This window comes from Luteolibacter ambystomatis, from assembly GCF_018137965.1.
Classification (GTDB): domain Bacteria; phylum Verrucomicrobiota; class Verrucomicrobiia; order Verrucomicrobiales; family Akkermansiaceae; genus Luteolibacter; species Luteolibacter ambystomatis.
On the sequence record NZ_CP073100.1, the window covers coordinates 543905 to 564451 of the forward strand.

At 62.8% G+C, this 20547-nt stretch carries 18 protein-coding genes; 6 read left to right on the top strand and 12 right to left on the bottom strand.

What is annotated here, in order from left to right; all coding sequences use genetic code 11:
• Nucleotides 1-9: 9 nt before the first annotated feature.
• Complete coding sequence (locus KBB96_RS02075; protein ID WP_226373623.1) at nucleotides 10-648, bottom strand: RNA polymerase sigma factor; 639 nt, start codon at nucleotides 646-648, stop codon at nucleotides 10-12.
• A gap of 42 nt (nucleotides 649-690) precedes the next feature.
• Entirely contained in the window at nucleotides 691-1098 is a 408-nt protein-coding gene (locus tag KBB96_RS02080) for a hypothetical protein (protein ID WP_211631828.1), read from the bottom strand.
• A 103-nt stretch (nucleotides 1099-1201) separates the two neighbouring features.
• Between KBB96_RS02080 and KBB96_RS02085 the strand changes: the two genes are divergently transcribed.
• From KBB96_RS02085 to KBB96_RS02100, 4 genes are all read left to right on the top strand, one after another.
• Nucleotides 1202-3445, top strand: coding sequence for a hypothetical protein (locus KBB96_RS02085; protein ID WP_211631829.1), 2244 nt, complete (start codon nucleotides 1202-1204; stop codon nucleotides 3443-3445).
• Between the two features lie 91 nt (nucleotides 3446-3536).
• Nucleotides 3537-4226, top strand: coding sequence for a tRNA (N6-threonylcarbamoyladenosine(37)-N6)-methyltransferase TrmO (tsaA, locus tag KBB96_RS02090; RefSeq protein ID WP_226373624.1), 690 nt, complete (start codon nucleotides 3537-3539; stop codon nucleotides 4224-4226).
• A 57-nt stretch (nucleotides 4227-4283) separates the two neighbouring features.
• A complete protein-coding gene (locus KBB96_RS02095) occupies nucleotides 4284-5759 on the top strand; it encodes an ankyrin repeat domain-containing protein (protein WP_211631830.1) in 1476 nt (491 codons plus the stop codon).
• A 14-nt stretch (nucleotides 5760-5773) separates the two neighbouring features.
• On the top strand, nucleotides 5774-6232 hold the full coding sequence (locus KBB96_RS02100; RefSeq protein ID WP_211631831.1) for a hypothetical protein: 459 nt from the start codon (nucleotides 5774-5776) through the stop codon (nucleotides 6230-6232).
• Between the two features lie 38 nt (nucleotides 6233-6270).
• Here the strand turns inward: KBB96_RS02100 and KBB96_RS02105 are convergent, their stop codons facing one another.
• From KBB96_RS02105 to KBB96_RS02120, 4 genes are all read right to left on the bottom strand, one after another.
• On the bottom strand, nucleotides 6271-6933 hold the full coding sequence (locus KBB96_RS02105; protein ID WP_211631832.1) for a DedA family protein: 663 nt from the start codon (nucleotides 6931-6933) through the stop codon (nucleotides 6271-6273).
• 15 nt (nucleotides 6934-6948) lie between these two features.
• Nucleotides 6949-7956 (bottom strand): NAD(P)H-dependent glycerol-3-phosphate dehydrogenase, encoded by a 1008-nt coding sequence (locus tag KBB96_RS02110; RefSeq protein WP_211631833.1) that lies wholly within the window; start codon nucleotides 7954-7956, stop codon nucleotides 6949-6951.
• 19 nt (nucleotides 7957-7975) lie between these two features.
• Nucleotides 7976-8686, bottom strand: a complete 711-nt coding sequence (gene plsY / locus KBB96_RS02115; RefSeq protein WP_211631834.1) for a glycerol-3-phosphate 1-O-acyltransferase PlsY — start codon at nucleotides 8684-8686, stop codon at nucleotides 7976-7978.
• 118 nt (nucleotides 8687-8804) lie between these two features.
• The gene (locus tag KBB96_RS02120; protein ID WP_211631835.1) at nucleotides 8805-9455 is read right to left on the bottom strand and encodes a peptidylprolyl isomerase; all 651 of its coding nucleotides are present in this window, start codon (nucleotides 9453-9455) and stop codon (nucleotides 8805-8807) included.
• Nucleotides 9456-9501: 46 nt separating this feature from the next.
• On the opposite strand from KBB96_RS02120, the gene dinB reads away from it, so the two are divergent.
• Nucleotides 9502-10548 carry a DNA polymerase IV gene (gene dinB, locus KBB96_RS02125; RefSeq protein ID WP_211631836.1) on the top strand — a complete coding sequence of 349 codons (1047 nt, stop codon included), beginning with the start codon at nucleotides 9502-9504 and terminating at the stop codon, nucleotides 10546-10548.
• A gap of 4 nt (nucleotides 10549-10552) precedes the next feature.
• Here the strand turns inward: dinB and KBB96_RS02130 are convergent, their stop codons facing one another.
• From KBB96_RS02130 to KBB96_RS02155, 6 genes are read right to left on the bottom strand one after another with little or no spacing between them, the layout of a single operon-like run.
• Entirely contained in the window at nucleotides 10553-13018 is a 2466-nt protein-coding gene (locus tag KBB96_RS02130) for a tetratricopeptide repeat protein (protein WP_211631837.1), read from the bottom strand.
• A 1-nt stretch (nucleotide 13019) separates the two neighbouring features.
• Nucleotides 13020-14954 (bottom strand): VWA domain-containing protein, encoded by a 1935-nt coding sequence (locus tag KBB96_RS02135; protein ID WP_211631838.1) that lies wholly within the window; start codon nucleotides 14952-14954, stop codon nucleotides 13020-13022.
• Between the two features lie 2 nt (nucleotides 14955-14956).
• A complete protein-coding gene (locus tag KBB96_RS02140) occupies nucleotides 14957-15988 on the bottom strand; it encodes a VWA domain-containing protein (RefSeq protein WP_211631839.1) in 1032 nt (343 codons plus the stop codon).
• Nucleotides 15985-16497: a hypothetical protein gene (locus KBB96_RS02145; protein WP_211631840.1), complete on the bottom strand. Its 513-nt coding sequence runs from the start codon at nucleotides 16495-16497 to the stop codon at nucleotides 15985-15987. The genes KBB96_RS02140 and KBB96_RS02145 overlap by 4 nt, the downstream gene beginning before the upstream one ends.
• Nucleotides 16498-16500: 3 nt before the next feature.
• Nucleotides 16501-17394, bottom strand: coding sequence for a DUF58 domain-containing protein (locus KBB96_RS02150; RefSeq protein ID WP_211631841.1), 894 nt, complete (start codon nucleotides 17392-17394; stop codon nucleotides 16501-16503).
• A gap of 27 nt (nucleotides 17395-17421) precedes the next feature.
• Nucleotides 17422-18405, bottom strand: a complete 984-nt coding sequence (locus tag KBB96_RS02155; RefSeq protein ID WP_211631842.1) for an AAA family ATPase — start codon at nucleotides 18403-18405, stop codon at nucleotides 17422-17424.
• A gap of 294 nt (nucleotides 18406-18699) precedes the next feature.
• On the opposite strand from KBB96_RS02155, the gene KBB96_RS02160 reads away from it, so the two are divergent.
• Nucleotides 18700-20445, top strand: coding sequence for an alpha-amylase family glycosyl hydrolase (locus tag KBB96_RS02160; RefSeq protein ID WP_211631843.1), 1746 nt, complete (start codon nucleotides 18700-18702; stop codon nucleotides 20443-20445).
• The last annotated feature ends 102 nt before the right edge of the window (nucleotides 20446-20547 follow it).

A 20547-nucleotide genomic window follows, 5' to 3' on the forward strand; every position in this document is an offset into this window, starting at 1 on the left:
TCCAGCGGCTCAATCGTCGAGGTAGTCGCGCAGCGCCTCGCGCAGGGTAGTCCTTGCGCGGAAGAGCAGACTCTTGATCGCCGGAACGGTCAGGTCGAGCACCTTGGCGATTTCCTCATATGGCATCTGCTCGTAGCGCCGCAGCACCACGGCCACGCGCTGGGCCTCCGGCAGCGATTGGATCGCCTTGTCCACCGCGGCCTGGAGTTCTCCTTGGAGAAGGGTGGAGTCTGGTTCGCGCTCGGTGGGCGCGGGGAGATGGAAATTGGCGGAATCCTCGCGCTCCTCTACGGAGACCTCCTTGCGTCGCCCGCGGCGGCGGCTCTCGTTGAAGACGAGGTTGCGCGTGATGGTGAAGAGGTAGGTCGTGAACTTCGCCTCCGGCCGGTAGCGTTTCGCATGCCTCCACAGCCGCAGGAAAACCTGTTGGGCGATGTCCTCGGCCTCGGCCGGATCGCCCAGCATCTTGGCCACGGTGCCGACCACCGCGTGCTGGTGGCGCTCCACGATCTGGCGGAAGGCGTCATGATCTCCATTGCCGGCACGCGCCATCAGCACCGTGTCCAAGGACTCGGCGGCGGGTTCGTGTGGCAGTTCCATGTCGGCCATGACGGTCGGCGAGAGGATGGCGACTCCGGCACTCAGCATGATTGCAGGTAGCAACCCGTGGCGTGCCGGAAAGTTGCGGCTTCAGGGGGCTAAAAGTTCGGATTCGGCCCACTCTTGGACGTCGGGATCGAGAAAAACTTCATCCAGGACATCGCGGGCCCAGTCTTCGCGGGAGGCGAGCACCTTCAGCATCCGCCAGGCCACGACTTGGGCGGCGGGCAGTTCGCTCCACACGGTTTCCGCCAAGCAGCGCCATTCCTGGCCGGCCAGCGATTTCGGGCGATCCAACGCTTCCTGGCAGGACTCGGACACCAGCAGGGTGCGATCCAGCGAGGGCTCGGCGGCCACCGGCGGGATTTCATAGGCACGCAGCGGCACCCCGGCGGCACCGGTCAGCTCGCATTTGGATTTTGCCCGTCGCGCCAGATCCTTGCCCAGTGCCTGCAGGGCGGCCACCCGGGCCTGATGGATTTCGTGTCCCTTTGCCATGTGCGGGGCGATGTTAGCGGTTGGGCGGGCGCTGGGGAGAGATTTTTGAGGCCGTCATTCTCCTTGCGCGGCAAGGATTTTGGTTGTTAGGGTAGGGGCACCTATGAAATTGCGTCCCCTTTGGCTGGCTCTGCCCGCCTGCGCCGTGATGACCGCTTCCTGCAAAAAGGAGGAACCCGCGGCCGCAAAGGAACAACCGGCCGCCGAAAAGCCCGCCACCCCTGCAAAGGCTGGCGAGACCACTCCCGCGCCGAAACCCTCCACCCCGGCGCTTTCCGCCGATGAACGCGCGGCCAAATTCGGCATCGTCAAACACCTGCCGAAGGATTCGGACAGCTTTCTTACCATCTATAATGGCTCGAAGATCGCCGAACGCGCGAAGAAGACCAAGCTCTGGTCCGTGATCAAGGAAGAGGCGGGCGACGCCCTCCCGGAAGAAGCCGACGCTGCTGGTGACAAGAAGGACGGTCCCTCCGGTCCGGGCGCGCTGCTCGGTCATGAGGTCTTCCTTGCCACGGGCAAGGGCATGTCCGACCAGTTCGGCCATCTGATCACCGTCAACCGCCGGATGAGCTACTTCCAAGGCAAGCTCTTCGCGAAGCTGCTGGTGGCGGCCTCGAAGGGCGGCAGCGAGGAAGGGATGAAGGAAGAATCGGCCAACATCAGCCAACAGAGCATGCTGGAGATCCTCAAGGATCCACAGTCCGGTGTCGGCCTGCTTGAAAAGATGCAGGTGCCGCCGGTTTACATCGGCTTCAAAACCTCGGCCGCCGACCGTGAGCAGGTCGCCCAGCAGGTCGCCTCCATTGTCGAGTACATGGGGATGGCCGAGGACATGGTCGAGCCGGTCGAGTTCGACAGCGCCGGTGTGAAGTTCAAGGGCTACCGCCTGGTTGGCGAGAAAGTCTCCAAGGAGATGGCGAAGAACCGCGCGGACATGGAGAAGGACATCGATCCGGAGACCGCGGGCCGTCTGATCGCCGCCGTGGCGAAGAAGAACATCATCGCCGCCTCCGCGGTGCTCGGCGACTATGTGGTCGTTTTCATGGGCTCCGCTCCCGAGGACTGCAAACTGGTGGCGGAAGCGAAGGATGGCATCGCCGCTTCCGACGACGTCGCCTTCGCCGATGGCTACGCGGGCAAGGAGCTCGCCGGTCTCGCCTACACCTCGAAGGCTTTCTCCACCACCGCAGGCCTTGCCGGCAGCGGTCTGGCGGAAATGACCAACGGCCTGCGCGACGGTCTCGCCGGTGCAGAAGGACTTGGCGATACCCGCGACATCGAGGCCATGCTTCAGATCATCGGCGAGCGCGAGCAGGCGCTGCAGAAACTCACCACCGCCGATACGCTTGGCTTGGTGTCCTTCTTCGAGGAAGGCCTGAAGATCGAAACCTTCGGCGGCACCGACAAGGGCGCCGTGGATTGGAAGACTCCGAACCGCCTCGGTGGCCTCGGCAACTCCAAGGACGTCATCTTCTTCGCGAACTTCACCACGGATGCGGTTTACGATGAGAAGGCCCGCGCCTACGTCGAGTCGCTCGTCGAGACCGGCTACGCGGTGGCGAAGAAATTCTCCGATGCTCCGATCAAGACCGAGAACGAGGACTTCAAGAAGTTCCAGGAGGGCATGAAAATGTTCGACACCAAGTTCCGCACCGACGTGGTCTCGCTGGTCGATGCGTTGCGCGGTGATCTGCATGCCGGCCTTGGCAAGGAGTCCGCCATCGTGGTGGACCTCAAGGGCGGCGTGCCGACGATTCCGGGGCTGCCCCAGGAAGTCGTGGACAAGGGCAAGTTCGTCCGTGCCTCGTGGATCTCTCCGGTTACCGACCGCACCAAGATCCAGAGTTCGTGGTCGAAGATCAATACCTCCACCACCAGTATCCTCAAGAAGGTGAGCGAAATCGCCGGGGATGAGATTCCGATGCAGAAGCCGACGAGCTCTGAGAAGAACGGCTTCACCACCTGGTTCTTCCAGGCTCCGTTCTTCAACGAGGACTTCATGCCGTCCGTCACCGTGAGCGACAAGTGGTTCGTGGTTTCGACCTCGAAGTCGCAGGCCGTCGAACTCGGCACCGCGGCCGACAAGGAGAATACCCCCGGCTCGGGATTCACCATGTCGGTGAAGATCGATCCGATGCGCCAGTTCGGCCTCGATTGGGTGAAGCTGGTGGATGAAAACTCCGCCAAGCTCTTCGACACCGAGGACAAGCTGAACGAGTTCAAGGAGAACAAGCCGAAGATCGAAAAGAGCCTGAAGGCTCTCGAAGACTTCGAGGCCATCAATGTGGCGGTGCGTCGTGAGAACGGCCGCCTCCGTGGTTCGATCCACTTCAAGACCCACTAACCGGTCCTCCGCTTCGTCCCCGGGATGCCGGGGACGGATGCTTCCGGCGGAGCCTTTTTGCGAAGGCTCCGCTGTTTCATTTCTCCCACCCATGGAAATCAGGCCCATCGGCATCGTGCGCTCGTGTTTCGGCGGGAAATTCGCCGTGCCACGCCAGCCGGGATTGTGTCCGAGCGCGTGGGGGGAACTGGTGTTCCATGAGGAGTTCCGTGATCCGTCCGCCGTGCGCGGATTGGAGGGGTTTTCTCATGTGTGGCTGGTCTTCGGATTCCACGGCACCGCGGACCAGGGCTGGCAGCCCACCGTGCGTCCGCCGCGGCTCGGTGGGAATCAGCGGGTGGGGGTGTTTGCCAGCCGCTCGACCTTCCGGCCGAATGGGCTCGGTTTGTCCTTGATCCGGCTGGAAGGGATTGATGCGGCGGCGAAAGAGGGGCCGGTGTTGAAGCTGGGTGGGCTCGATTTGATTGATGGAACGCCGGTTTATGACATCAAGCCGTATCTGCCCTATGCGGAGGCGCTGCCGGACGCGACCGGCGGGTTTGCCGCGGAAGCACCCGCGCTGCTGGAGGTGACCATCTCTCCGGCGGCGCTGAAGGCTTTCGACCGGCTGCCCGAACGTGCCCAAGCCGTGATCCGCGAATGTCTGGCGCAGGATCCGCGTCCGGCGGTGCAGGCAGGAAAGGAGGACCGGACCTATGGAGCGGAGTTGTGCGGGCAGGATGTGCGGTTCCGCATCGGCCCGGCAGGCTGTGAGGTGGTGGAGATCGTGCCGCTGAAATGAGCGGCGGATGGCGACCCCGCCTTGCATGATTAACAAGTGTTAAGTATTGTCCGCGCCATGAAGGCGAACCTCCTGCGGCTATCCCCGATTCTGGCGCTGGCGGCCGTGGCCGCGCTGACCGGTTGCGGTGACAAGGAGAAGTCGAGCAAGCGAGACTTGGCCGACGTGGGGTATCAACTGACGGAGGCCGATTGGTTCCGCGCCGCGGCGGGCGATGACCCTGCGGCAATGGACAAGTTTCTCAAGGGGGGCATTGGTATCGGCACGAAGAACGCCGAGGGAAATACCGCCCTCCACGTGGCTGCGGCTGCGGGTGCGCAGAAGGCCGCCAAGTTCCTGCTCGACCGAAAGATGGCCGTGGATGAACGCGGAGCCGGTGGCCGCACGCCGTTGATGGAAGCGGTCCGCGCCGGGCAGCGGGACATGGTCCGCTGGCTGCTGCGGCAGGGAGCGGACCCGAAGCTGAAGGATGCCGAGGGCTACAAGCCGCTCATGCTCGCGGTGAAGGAAGGCCGCGCCGAAATGATCGGCGATCTGGCCGCCAATGATCGGGATGATCTGGATGGTGCATTGCTCGCGGCGGCGCTGTTGGGCAAGGCTCCGGTGATCGACGAACTGACCAAATACGGGGCATCCATCTACGCGAGCATGGATGATGGCCGCACCGCGCTGATGGTGGCGGCGGAGAACGGCCATACCGAGGCGGCGAAGCTGCTGGTGGACATCGGCGCGAACCGTTTCAGCAAGGATACGGAAGGCCGCACCGCTGCCGAACTGGCCGCCTCGGCAGGTCACGCGGATCTGGCGAAGATGCTTCTCTCGGAGCCCACACAGCAGGATTTCGCGCTCCGCTCGGAGGAACAGATTGGCAAGGAGATGACCACATTCGTGGACCAGGCTGATCCAGAGGATGCTCCGGCAGGAGGGTCGACAGGTGCGGGTGGAGCTACGGCACCCCGGCATCGCGATCATGATGTGGCGACGACCTTGGAAGGAAAGTCCCTGGGAACCTCTGGCAGCGCCGAAGGAACCGGGCCGAAACCCTCGTCGCCTCCGGGTTTGGTGATGCGCCATTTCCGCCAGCGCGAACTTCCGATCGAGGTGCGTCACGTCGAGGGGAATTCCGCCCGCTTGCAAATGCCGGCGGGAGGATCGGTTCGTGAAGTGAAGGTGGCGGAAGGGGAAACGATCCCCGGTTCGCGTCTGAAAGTCATCCGGGTACAGCGCCGCTACCAGAATCTGAAGGACAGCGCGGGTCCGGCGGCCGAGGCTTCCATTGTGGAGGTGGAGGATTCCAGCACCGGGGTCCGGCGGAATCTGATCGCCGGAACGCCTTCCAGTGCGCATGATCCCGTCGCACTGGTCGAAGACGCGGCCACCGGAAAGCGCTATCTGGCATCGCCCGGGCAGCACTTCACCGGAGCCGATGGCAACCGCTATACGGTTGCCGACGTGCGCCCGAACCAGATCGTCATCGAAAACAAGGAAACCGGCGCGGTTCAGACCCTGCCGTTGCGCGGCCCGCGAGGCTGAAACGATTTTCATCCATGGAACCACCCGTCATCGTCGAGCCCGGATCTCCCGTCAGGCAGTTTGCCGTCATGCTGCCCAACCGGGCCGGTGCCTTGGCCGCGCTTGTGAAGCTGCTCCGCACCTCCGCCATCGAGGTGCTCGGTCTGAGCGTTCAGGATTCCCGGGACGCCACCATCGCCCGCCTCATTCTCAGTGATCCGGATACCGCCGAGCACATCTTCATCGAGAAGGGGATCCCGCACACCACGTGCGACGTCATTGTGGTCGCCCTGCGTGAGTCGGGTCCGGGTTTGCTCCAGTGTCTCGATCACCTGATGGGCGCGGAGACCAACATCGATTTCGCGTATTCGCTGATGCCCGGTCCGGAAGGCCGCTCGATGCTGGCCATGCACGTGGAGGACTATGAATTCGCCGTCACGGTGCTTCAGACCAGCGGCTTCAAGCTGATGTATCAGGAGGACCTGAGCCGTTAGCGGACTCTTTGCTCCATCGTTGCAGGGAATCAGAAACCTTACTCGGCGGTTTCTCCGGCAACCTTGTTCCGCGCGCGGAGTTTCGCGCGCAGCAGCTCGATCACCATCGGGAGCAGCGAGATGCCGATGATCGCGAGCACGACGATCTCGAAGTTGTTTTTCACAAACGGCTTGTCCCCGAGGAACCAACCCGCGGGTAGAATCAGGCCGACCCACAGCAGCGATCCGCAGCAACTGAACAGGATGAATTTGCGGAACGGCATCGCGCCACTGCCCGCGACGAAAGGAGCGAAGGTGCGGACGATGGGCACGAAGCGTGCCATGATCAGGGTCTTGGCCCCGTAGGTGTCGTAGAAGCGGTGCGTCTTTTCCAGATAGCTTGGTTTGACGATCTTCGGAAACCGGTGGGTGAGCCATTTGCCCAAAGTACGACCGATCCAGTAGTTGGTGGTGTCCCCGATGGCCGCGGCTGCCAGCAGCGTGACGGCGGCGATCCATACGTTCAACCCGGAGGCCTCGTTGGCGGAAATCGCGCCGATGGCGAAAAGGAGCGAATCGCCCGGCAGGAACGGAGTGATGACCAGTCCCGTTTCGCAGAACACGATCAGGAACAACAGTCCGTAAACCAGCGAGCCGTGGTCGCGTGTGAAGTCGTGGAGGTGGTCCTGCAGGTGCAGGAAGAAATCGAGGATTTCCTTCATGGGGAGGGAGGAGGATCAGGAATGGGTGGAATCGGTTTCCGGGCGGGGATCGCGCGTCAGCAGCTCGTGCATGGCGCGGGCGGCGGGTTTGTCTTGGTAGAGGATGCCATGGACGGCATCGATGATCGGGGTGCGGACGCCTGCCTTGCGGGCGGCATCATGGATGGAGAGCGTGTTGGGCACGCCTTCCGCGACCATGCCCAGTGAATTGACGGCTTCTTCCAATGTCTTGCCTTGGCCGAGCGCGTATCCGACACGGTGGTTGCGCGAGTGTTCCGAGAAGCAGGTGACGATGAGGTCGCCCATGCCGGACAAGCCTGAGAATGTCTCGATCTGGCCGCCGAGCGCCACGCCGAGACGGGTCATTTCCGCGAGCGCGCGTGTGACCAGCGCGGCCACCGCATTGTCGCCGACTCCCAGACCGTGGGCGATGCCGGCGGCGATGGCGAAGACGTTCTTCACCGCGCCACCGAGTTCGATCCCGGCGACATCCTCACTGGTGTAGGAGCGGAAATGCGGCAGGGTGAAAAGCTCCTGGAGACGGACGGCGAGCGCGGGATCATCGGAGCCGATCACCGCGCAGGTGGCGAGCTGGTGGGCGATTTCCTCGGCGTGATTCGGGCCGGAGATCGCGGCGATGGGGTTTTCCGGAAACACCTCGCGCAGGATCTGGCTCATGCGCTCGCCGGTGGCTTTCTCGATGCCCTTCGCGCACGACAGAAGCACGGTGGATGCGGGCAGGCCTCGCTTCGCCAGTTCTTCGGCGATGGCGCGGGTGGCGGATGTGGGCACCACGAACAGCACCAGCGGATGATTCAGCGCCTCTCCCAGATCGGTGGTGCCGCGGATATTGTCCGCGAGCGTCACATCCCTGAGATAGTTGGGATTCCGGTGTTCCTTGGAAATGGCGACGGCGGTGGCGGGATCGCGGCCGATGATCACCGCCTCGCTTAATTTTGGTGCGAGCAGGGTGGCGAGGGCGGTGCCGAAGGAGCCTGAGCCGAGGATGGCGGCGGAAGTCACGGGCGGGCGGAAATAGGGTTCAGGCGTTGCGCTTCGACTTCGGCTGGAAGCGGTTTTCGGTGCCTTTCATCAGGCGCTGGATGTTCGAGCGATGTTTCCAGATCGCGAGCACCGCGATCACCACGGAGAAGGCGAAGAGAGGTTTGTTCCAGGTGCCGTTCGCCAGTTTGCCATGGAAAGCGGAGCCCGCGATGGTCAGAATGGGAAGGAACGCCGCAGCCCCGATGCTGGCCACGGAGACGTAGCGGGTGATGGCGAAGAGCAGCAGCCACACTACGATCAGAATCACCACGGCGGCGGGCATGAGGGCGATCAGGACTCCGGCGGAGGTGGCGATGCCCTTGCCGCCCTTGAAGCCGACCCAAGGCGAGTAGTTGTGGCCGAGGATCGCACACAGGCCCGTGAAGACCTGGAAGAGCTGGGCTTTCCACTGGAGATCGGCGGGGAGTTCCAGCGCTTTGGAAAGCAGCGGCTTGATGGTCATCGCCTCGCTGGCTCCCACATAACGGATCAGGGTGATGCCGAGCAGGGTAGGGATCAGGCCCTTGAGCGCATCAAGGAAGAGGCAGGTGATGCCGTATTTTTTCCCGACCACGCGCAGGACGTTGGTCGCACCGATATTGCCGGAGCCATGCTGGCGGATGTCGATGCCCTTGGCCTTTGCGATCAGCAGGCCGAAGGGGATGGAACCGAACAAAAACGCGATCAGCGGGCAGAGCCAGAGTTGCATCGGCGCTCTGGGTAAAGGAAAGCCGGGCCGCTGTCACCCCCATAGGCGGACTTCCCCGAAAACGAAAAAGCGCGGGTCGGCCGACCCGCGCCTTGGGAAATCGTCAATTCCGCTGGTCTTACTTCGCCACTTCAATCGATTCGATGACCACCGGTTCGATCGGCACATCGTTCGAGGGCATGCGCATCGGCTGGCCGGTGCCCGGGTGCTTCATGGAAAGGTCGGACTGGCGGGTGGGCACGCCCTTGATCTGGTCCACCACGTCCATGCCCTCCACCACCTTGCCGAAGACGGCGTAGCCACCGTTTTTCGGGTAGTCCAGGTCGGGATTGTCCACGACGTTCACGAAGAACTGGCTGGTGGCGCTGTCGATGTCCGCGGTGCGGGCCATCGCCACGGTGCCGCGCAGGTTCTTGAGGCCGTTCTGGCCTTCGTTCTTGATCGGTTTCTCCACGTCCTTCTGCATCAGGCGGCCGTTCGCCGCCGCGAAACCGCCACCCTGGATCATGAAGGTGGGGATCACACGGTGGAAGGTGGTGCCGTCGTAGAACTTCTTGTTCACGTAGCTGAGGAAGTTCTCGACACTGATGGGGGCCTTTTCGCGGTTCAGTTCGATGACGAAGTTGCCCTTGGAGGTTTTCACGCGGACTTTTTCGACCTTTGCGGGAGCCGCCGGCTTGGCATCGGCGGCGGGTTTGTCCTTGGATTCCTCCGCGTGCGCACAGAGTGGCAGGAGAAGCAGGGCGAGAATGGCGGAACGTCGTTTCATCGGCTAAGTCTCTAGGTCAAGAATCCTGCGCACGCAAGACAGCCCCATGCGGAAAATCATCCATATCGACATGGATTGCTTCTACGCCGCCATCGAGGAGCGGGAGAATCCGGCTTTGCGCGGGCGACCGCTCGCGGTCGGGGGAAGCCGCCGCCGCGGGGTGCTGACGACGGCGAACTACGAAGCGCGGAAATACGGCTGCCGCTCGGCCATGCCGGTCTTCAAGGCGTTGGAATTGTGCCCGCATCTCATTCTCGTGCCCGTGCGCTTCGATCTCTATCGGGCGGAAAGCGCGCGCATCCGGGCGATTTTCGGGCGCTTCACGGATGCCATAGAGCCGTTGTCGCTGGATGAGGCCTATCTGGATGTCTCCCACCTCCAGAGCGATGGCTCGGTGATCGCCCGTGAAATCCGCACCCAGATCCGCGAGGAAACCGGCCTGACAGCGTCGGCAGGCATCGCTCCCAACAAGATGGTGGCGAAGATCGCCAGCGACTGGAACAAGCCGGACGGCCAATTCCAGGTCACGGAGAAAGAAGTGGATGCTTTCGTGGCTGCCCTGCCGGTGGGACGTTTGTGGGGAGTCGGCAGGCGCGGGCGGGAGGAGCTGGCCACGTTCGGAGTCGAGACCTGCGCCGATCTGCGGAAGTTCGACCGCATCGAGCTGGCGAAACGCTTCGGCAAATGGGGGCTCGAATTGTGGAACCTCTGCCGCGGGATCGATGACCGGCCGGTACGGCCGGACCGGACCCGCAAATCGATCGGCTCGGAGGAAACTTTCTCGGAGAATGTCCTGACCGCCCAAGCGGCGTTGCCGCCGATGCGTGCGCTACTGGAGGGTTTGAAAGAAGATCTGTCCCGCCATCACTCTGACCGGGTGGTGAAAGGGCTGGTGGTGAAGCTGAAGTTCTCCGACTTCACCCGCACCACCGCCGAGCGCGCGCACCCGAGGATCGATGAGGAGATTTTCGAGGAACTGCTGATGGAAGCGTGGAAGCGCGGTGGTGGGAAACCGGTCCGTCTGATCGGGGTGGCCCTCCGTTTCGAAGATCCCGATGCCGCCGAGCAGATGGAGTTTTTCGGCGGCGGCTAGCGCCTCACGTGCTGCGGCTGTCGGCGTCCGGCTTGTGGAGTTTGGGCGCTTCCGGCTTCTTGTCCGGCACCACTTTTTCCACATCCTCGGCCGGGATCCAGCCGCGGGTTTTGGTGGCGAAGCTGACGTAGAGCCAGGCACCGCGATCCTTGATGATTTCGCACAGCGAGCCGACCCGGGCGTCGATGATTTCCTGGGAGGTGCGGGATGCCTCGGAGTGGAGGGCGGAGTCTTCGTTGACCACCACCGCCTGCCGGGTGAGCGGAGCGAAGCGTGAATCGTCCGGATAGTAGTGGGAACCGAGCGCACCAGCGGCGGCAATCATCGGCCCGAGGACCAAGCCGATCACCGCGGGGATGCGGGCCTTCGAACCCGCACGGGTGGCGAGGCAGACCAGCACTCCGAGCACGACCATCCAGACACCGGCCCATAGGGTATTGCGCCACGTCTGCAATTGGAGGCGGGTGAGCGCATACTGGTAGTCGTCCCACTTGACGGATACCGAGCCGTACTTGCGCTCGATGAAGCGGAGGTTCTGGAGTGCCTCCGCGTGGGAGGAATCCTTTTCCAAGGCACGGCGGTAGTAGAGCGCGGCATGACCCGGAACGCCCATCCGGTAGCAGGCGTTGCCGATGTTGTAGAGCGTGTCCGCGGAAAGACGGTCGAAGGGCCCGGCATCCAGCCACATTTGGATGGCCTTTTCATATTCGGCGGAGTCGTAGGCCGCCACGGCCTCGGTTTGGAGTTGTTCGTCGCCCGCGGCTTTAGAGTCGGAAGAGAATCCGAACCATGCGACCGCGATCCATAGCCATGCGAACTTGCGGATGACCTTGAGGATGGAGCTGCGTCGAGAGCGGTCGCCTTTGGCATCCGGAGAGCCTTCGCCACGGTAGCAGGTGGCATCGCGCTCCTCCAGGATCGCATGCAGCGAGGAATCCTGTGTCGCGGCCTTGGGCAGCCACTGTTCGATGAAGCGTCCGGCCTGGCGCAGGAAAGACGGGTGGTCGGCTGTGGAGACCCGTTCAAGCTCGCGGAATGCCTGGCGGCGGGCCGCCACTTCCGGCTCGATTCGGAATTTCGGTCCGGCTTTCATCCAAATGGCCTTGATGATGAGCAGCAGGGCGACAAGACCCGGGACGAGTTGCCAGGTCCACGACGGAAACCGGGTGGCACCGGGTAAAACGATGCGGGCGGGCTGAACCAGGCCGAGGATGTCGTTCATCTTTTCCACCGGGATGCCCGCGGCTTGGGGAGGTGCCAGTGGAGCGGAAGCCAACGGCTTTTCTTTCAAGGAGGGCAGCAACTTGAGCGGGATGGGCGGGGTCTCGATCGTCTTGTACTGGGCAAGCTGCGGATCGAAGTAAACGAGCTGGAAGCCAGGTACGGAGGCCTTGTCACCGAGAGGACGCATGAACTGGTGGAATGTCACCGAGCCGGTCTCCTGACGGCGTTCGTCACCGCGTTGCTCGGCGGACGCTTCGTAGATTTTCCAGCCATCGGCATCCTTCGGCTTCGGCGCGGTCATGCCATCCAGATTTCCGGTGCCGGTGACCGTCACGTCCACGGACAGGGGATCGCCCTCGCGCAGCTCGGTCTGCGTGGTCTTGGACGACATGGTGAAGCTGCCCACGGCATTGACGAAACCGGCGGGAGCGCCTTCCGGCAGTTTCTTCGCCTGAAGATCGAATTTCGGAATCGCGAGGAACACCGGCGTGGGTGACATGCGCGGGAATGGATCGTTCACGATCGTGCGGAGCATCAGCCGCAGATTGGCCGGGCCGATGCTCACGGTGCCGGAGCGGGTGGCGGACATCGAACTCGGATAGGCCACGGAAATATAAGACCGGCCGAGGATGTTGGTCTGTCCCCACGAGCCGGAGGGTTCGAAGCGCCAGCAGGCGATGCCATCCCGCTCGAATTCCGGAATGCCCCAGTCTTCCACGGGAATGTCCCGCGGGATGTAGAGCTTGATTTCCACCGGCACAGTTTCGCCTTCGTAGGGATTGTCCTTCAGCGGGTGGAAGGAGGCGGAATAGCGCATCTTCTGGTCGCCCACGCTGGCTTCCGACCATTTCAATTCGTCCGGATTGAAGACAGTGAACTCCTGGGGAGGAGTAGTGTAGGTTTTTCCGTCGAGCTGCAGGGTGATGGCCGGGATGATGTGGCGGCCTTCCTTGTAGGATGAGATGAGGAAAGGGAACACATAGCCGCTGCGCCGGGCGGAGATCATCCGTGGTTCAGGCTGGCCGGCCTCGATTTTCACGTCCGGCACCTGCGGCACCGCGGGGCTGCGTTCGAGCCGCGGCATGCCATTGAGGATCGCGATATCCAAGCTCGCGGTTTCTCCGCGTGCGAGGAAACGGCTGGACATGGTCGCCTGTACCGCGATCTGCGCGGAAGCGGTGGAAGTGATGAACGCCAGGAACGCGAGAGCGCGTCCGGCAGTGCGGATGAAATCTGTGATCCTCATGTCACCAATCTTTCTCTGGTCCCAAATGGTTTCTCCGGTTGCCTTGGGCGGTCGGGCCTTTCTGCAGATCCTCGTTTTCGCCAAGGAGGCGCTTCGCGCGTTCCTGCGGGGTCTCGCCTGGACGTTTCTCGTCCTTGCCGTTCTTTCCCTTGTCCTTGTCTTTTTCGTCGCCGCCCTTGCCTTTGCCTTTTTCGTCGCCGTTTGAACCGTTGCCCTTCTTGTCGCCACCTTCGCCCTTGTCGCCGGGCTGGCCGTCACCCTCGCCGTCGCCATCCTCGCCTTCGGGTTGGCCGGGGCCCTGGCCCATCTCCTGCGGGATCTGCTGCTGGGATTCCTGCTGCTGTTCTTTCAGCAGCTCTTCCAGTCGCTCCAGATAGCGTACCGTGAGGGCACGGTTCTGGGCGGCGTCCTTGTCGCTAGGCAGCAGCTTCAGGGCGGAATTGTAGTGCCGGATCGCATCCGTCCAATTGACGATGAGGGAATTGAAAAAGGTGTAGCTCTCGGTGTCACCGGCTTCCGGCACTTCCTTTTCGGCGAGTTCCTTCAGCTTCGCTTTCACCAGCGCGTCAAAGGCTTCGGTGTCTTCCGGCGCCGGATCGGGATAGGTCTCATTGCCGAGAGATTGCCAGCCGAGATGGAAGAGCGAGGCTCCGGCGCCAAGGTGGGCATTGCGCGCCACGTCGGCATTGTCCGACATCAGCGCGCCGCTGTAGGCTTCCGCGGCCTTGCGAAACTCAGCCCCCTTGTAGGCGGCTTCTCCTTCCGCAAGACGGTAGCGGTAGGAGTCCTCCTTTCGTTTCGAACCTTCCGCGAGGTCGTGATACCCGTTCCGGGCCTCCTCGAAATGGCCGTTGCCCACGGCCAGCCTGGCCTCCTGTGGTGAGGCGGCTCCGGAGGTCGAAACCGTGCCTGCCATGGTGGCTGCCACCGCGGTCCGGGTGGCGATCGGACGCCAGCGGGTGGCGAAGAGGATGGAGATCAGCAACGAGATGATCGCGGGACCTACGAGCCATTGATAGAACTCCACGGTGACTTTCTTTTCGCGTCCTTGTAGTTCGAATTGATCGATATCGGACAGCGCGGACTGTGCCAGGGCGGGGATGTCCACGCCGGTACCGGCGACCACGAAGCGGCCCTTGGTGCCTTCCGCGATCTTCCTGAGAACCTCCGGCTGCATCTGGCTTAGGACCGTGCGGCCCTGTCGGTCGTGGAACCTGCCACCCGGCATGCCGGGATCGGGCACTTCCGCGCCGCTCTCAGTGCCGACTCCGACCGTGAAGATGTAGACGCCGGCCTTGGTGGCTTCGTCGAGGACATCGTCGAGCGAGCCATCGTGTTTCTCTCCATCACTGATGAAGACCAGGGCGTTGTTGTGGACGCCGGTTTTCTTGAGTGCTTCGATGGAGAACTTCAGGGCCTCGACGACGTTCGAGCCACCGGTGGGAATCCACGTTTCGTCGATCTGATCGACCGTTTCCTTCACGGCACCGTGATCGACGGTCAGCGGCGCGAAGAGATAGGGAGTGCCCGCGAAGCCGACCAGGCCCATGCGGTCGTTTGGCATCGCCTCCATCATTTCATAGATGATGGCCTTGCCCTGGGACAGCCGGTCCGGTTTCACATCGTCCACCCGCATGCTGCGGGACAGGTCGAGGGCGAAGAGAATGTTGCGGCCCTTCACCGTCTCCGACCTGGTTCCGGCATCACCCTGGGGCTTTGCCAGTGCTCCGATCAGCAGCGCCAGCGAAACCAGCAGGAACAACAGGGACAGCCAGTGGCCGAATGCTTCCGTTTTTTTCAGCAGGGCCGGACGCAGGCGGTTCGCCACGAAGGCCTGCCAGCGGCGGCTGCGCAGGCGCGCGGTCACCATCGCTACGATTCCGAGCAGCGGAACCAGCGCCAATAGGAACAGCCATCGTGGATCGGCGAGGCTCATGGTCAGGAGGAGAGCGGCGGATTGAAGGAAAGAGCGAGAGCGGCAACGAAGGCGAATAGAGCGGCTGCTCCCACGAACCAAGGGAACAACTCGGTATCATCGATGACGGTGAGGGACTTCGCCTCCGTTTTTTCGAGCCGGTCGATGTCCTTGAAGTAGTCCTTCAGTTTCGAAAACGTCTGGGCGTAGTAGTGCCCGCCTCCGGTCATTTCGGCAATTTTCTGGAGGGTCGGCAGGTCGAACTCCTGGCGCGGGAAGCGCTGGACATTGCCCGCGACGCGACCTTCCGGGGTGCCGATGGCGACGGTGTAGATCTTGATGCCGAGTGTCTTGGCGTGTTCCGCCGCCTCCAGGGGGGCGATCTTGCCGGAATTGTTGGCTCCATCCGTGACCAGGATGATGACCTTGCTCTTGGCATCCCGGGCATCCAGCCGGAGGGCGGAGGCTGCCAAGGCGGAGCCGATGGCGGTGCCTTGTTCCTCGATGGTGCCGATCCGGCCGCGCGGGTCGTTCGGGCCGCCCAAATGGAGGTCCGAGAGGCCGTTGAGCAGCCACTGGTGGTCCAGGGTGATCGGGCTGACCTTGTAGGGCTTCCCGGCGAACACCACGAGACCCATGCGGTCGTCCGGACGGCCGGTGATGAAATCCTTCACCACGGATTTCGCGGCATCGATGCGCTGCAGCGGCCTGCCTTCCTCGCTGACGAAGTCATCGATCTCCATCGACAGCGAGAGGTCGAAGGCGATGACGATGTCGATGCCGCTGGCGCTGCGGCTCTGGTATTCGTTCCGCCAGACGGGACGAGCCAGTGCGATCACGGAGGTGGCCAGCGCGAGCCATGCCAGTGGCAGGCCGAAGTTCCAGGCCCCCTGCCGGACCTTGCCGCCGAGAGCGGCGAGGATTGGCACATTCGGGAACGAAATGGCGGCGGCGGCTCCCTTGCCGCGGCGGAGCAACAGCAGGAAAAGGAACGGGATCAACAGCGTCAGCCACCATGGCTCGGCGAGTCTCAGATGTTCGAAGAGAGTTCTCATGCCGCCAGGGCCCGGTGGAGGGTTTCGAGCAGGGAGCGGGAGGACTGGATCACCGGTCCGCCTTCGCCGGCGCGGGTTTCACGCCCGTACTTCAATGAGGCGAGGTGGCCGAAGCCTTCCACCGTCTGATGCCGGGTATCATCGGAAACGTTTTTCAAAATGTCGTGGCGGCCCACGAATTCCTCATGGGTTTCGTAGAGCGCGGGATCCTTCGCCACCACGGCAAGATAGCGGCGCAGGATGAATGAGGAAAGGGTGGCGGCTTCGCGGCTGCCAGCGGGCCGGGCTTCCTCAAGGCAGCGCAGGGCATCCTGATAGGCACGCCTGCGGACCGATCCTTCATCGACGGGCCGCTTCTTGCGGATGGCGAGGACGATCAGGAGGATGACAAGTATCAGCGCGATGGCGGCGAGCGCGATCTGCCACGCTGGAAGATCCAGCCGCGGCCCGGGCAGGAGCTTGTCCGGCGGGGGCGGGGGATGCAGTTCGAATGACGGTTTCGGGTCCATCGGTCAGGCCGTGCGCTTGCGGCTGCGCTTTTTCAAAAGCTTGTGGAGGGCGGGCAGGGAATCCGTGCGGGTGTTCAGCTCCGCGGTATCGATCCCGTTTTTCTTGAGCACGGCCGCCACGTATTCGTGTTGTTCGCGGGTGCGCCGGGCGTATTCCTCACGGATCCGGGCGCTATTGGTATTGACGTGCAGGCCGAGACCGGTTTCCGGATCGATCATCACCACGCGTCCTGCGCGGGGCAGTTCCGCCTCCAGCGGATCGGACACGCGCAAGGCCAGCGTCTCATGCTTGCGGGCGAGCTTGGCCAGCGGCTTTTCGATCGGATGGGATTGGAAATCGGAGATCATGAACACCAGCGATTTCCGGCGCAGCGTTCGGACCAGGAAATCACAGGCCGCGGCTACAGAGGTGCCGGGCTGGTTCGGGCGGGCGATCAGGATTTCCCGTACCAGCCGCAGCAGGTGGCGGGTGCCCTTGCCCGGCGGGACGAACAGGATCGGCTCATTCGCAAAAACGAGCAGCCCGACCTTGTCGCCGTTCTGCAGCGCGCTGAAGCCGAGGACGGCCGCGGCTTCAGCCATGACCTCGCGCTTGCTGAGGCTCTCGCTGCCATAGTCGGCGGAGCCGGAGACATCGACGGCCAATACCAGCGCGAGTTCCCGCTCTTCCCGGAACTTCCGGATGAAGGGCTGGTTCATGCGCGCGGTGACATTCCAGTCGATGAAACGGACTTCGTCACCGTGCTGGTATTCGCGGAAGTCGTCGAAATCGAGCCCCTGTCCCTTGAAGGACGAATGGTATTCCCCGGAGAACGATTCGCGCACGAGCCTGCGAGCCTTCAGCTCGAGCTTGCGCACGCGCGACATCATTTCCTCGATCTGGGCGTCGGTCAGCATCCCGTCTCTGGCTGTGGAAAAAGTTCCTTACGGCACCGGCACGCGGGCAACGATGCGGTCGAGGATGGAATCGGTGGTCACCTCCTCGGCCTCCGCCTCATAGCTGAGGAGGATGCGGTGGCGCAGGACGTCGTGGACCATGTCCTTCACGTCCTGCGGGGTCACGAACGCGCGGCCTTGCATGAAGGCGCGGGCGCGGGCGGTGAGGGCGAGATTGATGGTGCCGCGTGGCGAAGCGCCGGCGCGGATCAGATTTTTCAGCGGCGCGTCCACGGTCATCGGGAAACGCGTCGCGTGGATGATCTGGACGATGTATTCGCGCACCGAGGAGTCGATATAGACGCTGTTGACCAGCGCACGCGAGCCGCCGACCTGTTCCGGCGTCGCCACCGATTTGGTTTGGTAAACCGGAGCGGAGGTGGCCATGCGGTCGAGAATGGTGAGTTCCTCGTCCTTGGTCGGGTAGCCGACGGTGACCTTGAGCAGGAAGCGGTCGAGCTGGGCTTCCGGGAGCTGGTAGGTGCCTTCCTGGTCGATCGGGTTCTGGGTCGCCAGCACCAGGAATGGCTCCGGGAGCTTGTAGGTGCGGTCGCCGAGGGTCACCTGGCGCTCCTGCATGGCTTCCAGCAGGGCGGACTGCACCTTGGCGGGGGAGCGGTTGATTTCGTCCGCCAGGATCAGGTTGTTGAAGATCGGGCCCAGTTTCGGGGCGAAGGATGCCTCCTGGGGGTTGTAGACCATCGTGCCCAACAGGTCGGCGGGCAGGAGGTCCGGGGTGAACTGGAAGCGGGCGAAGCTGGCGTGCAGCGAGCCGGACAGTGCCTTGACCGCCAATGTCTTCGCAAGACCGGGTACCCCTTCGAGCAGGATGTGGCCATTGCAGAGCAGGCCGATCAACAGGCGGTCCACCAAGCGGTCCTGCCCGACGAGCACGCGGGCCATTTCATCTTTCACGGCGTGGAGCCAGCCGCTAGTCGCGGCGATCTGATCCTGCAATTCTTCGGTCGTCATCGGATGATAGGCTGAACTTGGCAATGCTGTGCGGTGGACACAAACGGGCAAGGAGATTCCCCAGCCCCTTAGCGTTTCACGGGGCCGTGCTCGTTTCAAGAACGCGCGGGAAATCGCGAAGTTGCGGGACGATCGCGTCTTTTGTCCGGGCAATGTCGCAAAAATACGCATTCATTTCGTTCCCCGGGCCGCCGACCGAGCGGAACCGGATGCGTCAATTCCGGGGCACCCTGACACGATCGCCACACGAAGCCGTTTGCGATTTGGCCCCGGCCCTGCTCTGTTAGATACGCCATGTCCCGCCCTGTCATCTATCAGCTTTTCGTCCGCCTGTTCGGCAACACCCGGCCGATGGTCCCCAATGGCACCCTCGACCAGAACGGGTGCGGCAAATTCAACGACATCGACGACCGCGTGCTCGGCTCGCTCGTCGATGCCGGATTCACCCATGTCTGGCTGACCGGCGTGCTGGAACAGGCGTCCGGCACCACCTATCCGGACCGGCCCGCGGATGATCCGGCGGTTCTCAAGGGCATCGCAGGCAGTCCCTACGCCATCCGCGACTACTTCGACGTTTGCCCGGACTACGCCGTCGATCCTTCCAAACGCCTCGATGAGTTCAGGTCGCTGCTCGACCGCTGCAAGAGCCACGGCCTCAAGGTGATCATGGACTTCGTGCCGAATCATGTCGCCCGCACCTATGCCTCCGACGTGCGGCCGGATCTCACCTTCGGCACCGGCGACGACACCTCCGTGTTCTTCGCGGAGAACAATCATTTCTTCTATCTGCGCCCGACCGATCCCGGCGGCGGGCCGCCGCTACGCCTGCCGGTGGCGGATGGCGTGTTCGAGCCGGAAAGACTCATCGGCAAGGTCACCGGCAACAATCTCATTTCGTGGGCTCCTTCGATCAACGAGTGGTATGAAACGGTGAAGCTCAACTACGGCCACGATTTCACCACCGGCCGTGATACCTCGCACCTGCCCGGCCCGGATGCCGCCGTGGAGGATGTGCCGAAGACCTGGCGCACGATGGATGCGATCCTGGCCTATTGGCAGGGGTTCGGCGTGGGCGGCTTCCGCGTGGACATGTCCCACATGATTCCCCAGGAATTCTGGCGCTGGGCGATCAAGCGCTGCCGTGCCCGGAATCCGGAAACCTATATCTTCGGTGAGGCGTATGACAGCGATCCCATGAAGCTCACCGACGGGGACGTGCTCGAGGCATTGCTCGATTCCGGATTCGATGCCGTGTACGGTCATCCTCCCTATCAGGTGCTGAAGGCGATCTATGATGGCAGCAACTGGGCGAACGATCTGAACTCCGTGCCCTTTTCCAGCAGTTTCCATCGTTCCCTCCACTACGCGGAGAATCACGACGAGGTACGCATTGCCAGTTTCCTGCACTGGGGCGGCCTCGGCCTGCCGGTCGGCAAGCCGGTGTCCGCCATTTTGTTGGGGATGAGCCCTGGGCCGATCATGATGTACAACGGCCAGGAAGTGGGCGAACAGGCCACCGCCCGCATGGGCTTCGGTGGTGGCGACGGACGCACCAGCATCTTCGACTACGGCAGCATGCCGGAGGTGGTGAAGATGCATCAGGGTGGTCTTGCTCCATCGCAGACCGAACTGCGGCAATGGTATATCGACCTGTTGAAGATCCTGCGCGAGCCAGCCTTCACCCTTGGCGAGTTCTACGGCCTGAACTTCGCCAATGGCGACAATCCGCAGTTCGGCCGGGTGGGCGATGAAGGGTTCAGCGGGCATTGGCTCCATGCCTTCCTGCGTCATGACTCCACCAGCGGCCAATCGTTCCTCGTGGTTTCGAATCTCAATGGCCGCGAAACCCTTCGCAACGTGCGTGTCCGCATCCCCTCGGACGCACTGCGTTGGCTGGGACTCGGGCAGGATGGCTCCGTGCATTTCTCCGAGCGGCTTTCGGATCCATTGGAAACCGACGTGTTCACCAACAGCCTGCCCGGACTCGGGCTGCCCGTCGGTGATCTCGCGCCGTTCCAAGTGCGTGTCCTGGCGTTTTGAAAGCAGCGGGACGGGAGGACCAAGACGGACTTTGTTCCGGCCAACTGCCTTTGCCTGTTGGTCAGATTTTGGGTTACGACCGGTTTTGATCCGGACTGCGGT

Excerpts from the sequence above, each read along its gene's own strand:
- KBB96_RS02075 (WP_226373623.1), bottom strand. The coding sequence starts at position 648 with ATGCTGAGTGCCGGAGTCGCCATCCTCTCGCCGACCGTCATGGCCGAC.
- KBB96_RS02080 (WP_211631828.1), bottom strand. The coding sequence starts at position 1,098 with ATGGCAAAGGGACACGAAATCCATCAGGCCCGGGTGGCCGCCCTGCAG.
- KBB96_RS02085 (WP_211631829.1), top strand. The coding sequence starts at position 1,202 with ATGAAATTGCGTCCCCTTTGGCTGGCTCTGCCCGCCTGCGCCGTGATG.
- tsaA (WP_226373624.1), top strand. The coding sequence starts at position 3,537 with ATGGAAATCAGGCCCATCGGCATCGTGCGCTCGTGTTTCGGCGGGAAA.
- KBB96_RS02095 (WP_211631830.1), top strand. The coding sequence starts at position 4,284 with ATGAAGGCGAACCTCCTGCGGCTATCCCCGATTCTGGCGCTGGCGGCC.
- KBB96_RS02100 (WP_211631831.1), top strand. The coding sequence starts at position 5,774 with ATGGAACCACCCGTCATCGTCGAGCCCGGATCTCCCGTCAGGCAGTTT.
- KBB96_RS02105 (WP_211631832.1), bottom strand. The coding sequence starts at position 6,933 with ATGAAGGAAATCCTCGATTTCTTCCTGCACCTGCAGGACCACCTCCAC.
- plsY (WP_211631834.1), bottom strand. The coding sequence starts at position 8,686 with ATGCAACTCTGGCTCTGCCCGCTGATCGCGTTTTTGTTCGGTTCCATC.
- KBB96_RS02120 (WP_211631835.1), bottom strand. The coding sequence starts at position 9,455 with ATGAAACGACGTTCCGCCATTCTCGCCCTGCTTCTCCTGCCACTCTGT.
- dinB (WP_211631836.1), top strand. The coding sequence starts at position 9,502 with ATGCGGAAAATCATCCATATCGACATGGATTGCTTCTACGCCGCCATC.
- KBB96_RS02130 (WP_211631837.1), bottom strand. The coding sequence starts at position 13,018 with ATGAGGATCACAGATTTCATCCGCACTGCCGGACGCGCTCTCGCGTTC.
- KBB96_RS02135 (WP_211631838.1), bottom strand. The coding sequence starts at position 14,954 with ATGAGCCTCGCCGATCCACGATGGCTGTTCCTATTGGCGCTGGTTCCG.
- KBB96_RS02140 (WP_211631839.1), bottom strand. The coding sequence starts at position 15,988 with ATGAGAACTCTCTTCGAACATCTGAGACTCGCCGAGCCATGGTGGCTG.
- KBB96_RS02145 (WP_211631840.1), bottom strand. The coding sequence starts at position 16,497 with ATGGACCCGAAACCGTCATTCGAACTGCATCCCCCGCCCCCGCCGGAC.
- KBB96_RS02150 (WP_211631841.1), bottom strand. The coding sequence starts at position 17,394 with ATGCTGACCGACGCCCAGATCGAGGAAATGATGTCGCGCGTGCGCAAG.
- KBB96_RS02155 (WP_211631842.1), bottom strand. The coding sequence starts at position 18,405 with ATGACGACCGAAGAATTGCAGGATCAGATCGCCGCGACTAGCGGCTGG.
- KBB96_RS02160 (WP_211631843.1), top strand. The coding sequence starts at position 18,700 with ATGTCCCGCCCTGTCATCTATCAGCTTTTCGTCCGCCTGTTCGGCAAC.